This is a genomic window from Actinomycetota bacterium (assembly GCA_036280995.1).
Classification (GTDB): Bacteria; Actinomycetota; CALGFH01; order CALGFH01; family CALGFH01; genus CALGFH01.
Map to the genome: position 1 here is coordinate 1 of DASUPQ010000437.1, position 2,489 is coordinate 2,489.

Annotated in this window: 2 protein-coding genes; both read right to left on the reverse strand. The window is 72.5% G+C overall.

What is annotated here, in order from left to right:
* On the reverse strand, nt 1–1,236 hold a 1,236-nt coding region (locus VF468_14620; GenBank protein HEX5879527.1), incomplete at its 3' end, for a GTP-binding protein.
* Nucleotides 1,237–1,295: 59 nt separating this feature from the next.
* Nucleotides 1,296–2,489 (reverse strand): amino acid permease (locus VF468_14625; protein HEX5879528.1); only part of this gene is annotated, 1,194 nt, incomplete at its 5' end.

Consider the following 2,489-nt stretch of genomic DNA (forward strand, 5'->3'; position numbering starts at 1 on the left):
GACCGGGCGGGCGGTGCCGACGACCCGGCGCAGGCCGATCGGGGTACCGGCCACGACCACGTCGCAGTCGGCGGCGTCGATGGTGGCCGCCAGCTCCTCGATCTGGCGCCCCCCGTAGCCCATGGCCGGCAGGACCAGCCCGATGCCCGGGTAGGCGCGGAAGGTCTCGGCGATCGAGCCGACGGCGTACGGCCGGGGATCGACGAAGCTGGTCGCCCCGGCCTGGCGGGCGGCGACCGTGCCCGCTCCATACGGCATGCCGCCATGGGTCAGGGTCGGGCCGTCCTCGACGACCAGAACCCGGGCGCCGGCCAGGGTCGGTCCCGGCTCCAGTGTCACCGGGGACGCGGCCCGGATGACGGTCGCCCTGGGGTTGGTGGCGGCGACGTTGGCGGCGACGGCGGCCACGGCGGCCGGTTCGGCGCTGTCCACCTTGTTGATCACCACCACGTCGGCCATGCGCAGGTTGGTCTCGCCCGGGTGGTAGCGCAGCTCGTGGCCGGGCCGCCGCGGGTCGGCCACGGTGATATGCAGGTCGGGGGCGAAGAACGGGAAGTCGTTGTTGCCGCCGTCCCAGACGATCACATCGGCCTCGTTCTCGGCCCGGTACATGATCCCGCGGTAGTCCACGCCGGCGTACATGACCATGCCCTGGCGGACCGGCTCCTCGTACTCCTCGCGTTCCTCGATGGTCGGGTTGCTGGCGTCGATGTCGGCAAGGGTGGCGAACCGCTGCACCCGCATCCGCTCCAGGTCGCCGTACGGCATCGGGTGGCGGACCAGCGCGACCCGGAGGCCGGCGTCCAGCAGCAGCCGGCCGACCCGGCGGCTGGTCTGGCTCTTGCCGGCGCCGGTGCGGACCGCGGAGATGGCGACCACCGGTCTGGCGCTGCGCAACATGGTGGCCCGGGGGCCGAGCAGCCGGAAGTCGGCCCCGCCGGCCAGCACGGCCGAGGCCTTGTGCATGACCTCCTCGTGCGACAGGTCCGAGTAGGCCAGCACCACCTCGTCCACGTGGTGGTCGCGGATGATGCCGGCCAGCTCCTCCTCGGGCCGGATGGGGATGCCGGTCGGATAGGAGCTCCCGGCCAGCGCCGGCGGGTAGGTGCGGCCGGCGATCCCGGGGATCTGGGTGGCGGTGAAGGCGACGACCCGGGTATCGGCGTCGTTGCGGAAGACGGTGTTGAAGTTGTGGAAGTCGCGCCCGCCGGCGCCCATGATGACGACCGTCCGCATGGGTCGTCGCCTCCTGGATGGTGGCCCGCGCCGGCGGGGTGTCGGCGCGGGCCGACCGGTCAGCGCCTGACCGGCTGGTTGTCAGCGATCGGTGGCAGCAGGTCCTCGACCGTGAGGGGCTCGGCCCTGGTCGGTGCCCTGGTCGCCCGCCAGCGCAGCCACACATAGACCGGGATGCCGGCCAGCAGCAGCAGGAACCCCTTGAAGACGACCTCGTAGCCGGCCCCGGCGATCGCCCACAGCGAATAGCCGAAGGCCCCCAGGGCGACCAGCGCGTCGCGGGCCAGCCGCCGTCCCGAGAACCGGGCTTGGTCGGTCTTCAACAGCATGAGCTGGGCGGCGGCCGAGTAGGCGTAGGGCACCAGGGTGGTCAGGGTGGCCAGCAGGATGATGAAGGTGAACTGCTCCACCAAGCTCTTGGTGTAGTTCATGGCCAGCAGCAGGGTCACCAGCACGCTGGAGGTGACCAGGCCGAGCACGGGTGCGCCGCTGCGGCCGGTGCGGGCGAAGGCGGCCGGGAACAGCCGGTCGCGGGCGGCGGCCATCGGGATCTGGCCCTGCAACAGGATCCAGCCGTTGAGGGCGCCGAAGGCCGAGACGATGGCGCCGACGGCGACCGCGTCACCGGCCCAGCCGCCGAACATCTCGGCGGCCGCGTCCGCGAAGGGGGCGTTGGAGCCGGCGAGCACCCCGGCCGGGATGACGCCCATCACCGCGACCGTCCCCAGGATGTACACCAGGGCGGTGACCAGCGTGCCGATGACGGTCGAGCGTGGGATGGTGCGCTTGGGCTCGGTGACGTCCTCGGCCGGGACGGTGGCCGACTCCAGGCCGATGAACGCCCACAGCGTGAGGGCGGCGGCGGCGGTGACCGAGCCGAACACCGACCCGCCGGCGGCGTTGAACGCCCCGAAGTTGCCGCCGTCAAAGAACAGCAGCCCCACGGTGGCGATGGCCAGCAGCGGCACCAGCTTGAGGACGGTGGTCACGGCCTGGACCCAGCCGCCGTGGCGCACCCCCAGGGCGTTGACGAAGGTGAGGGCCCAGATCGCGGCCACCGCGACCGCGGCCGCCAGCAGGGCGTTGGTGGCCAGGGCGCCCCAGAAGACCGACAGGTAGCTGACGAAGGCGACCGCGATGGCCGCGTTGCCGGCCCAGATGGCGATCCAGTAGCCCCATGCCGTCTGGAAGCCGACGAAGTCGCCGAACGCCTTGCGGCTATAGGCGTAGGGCCCGCCGGTCCGCGGGTAGGC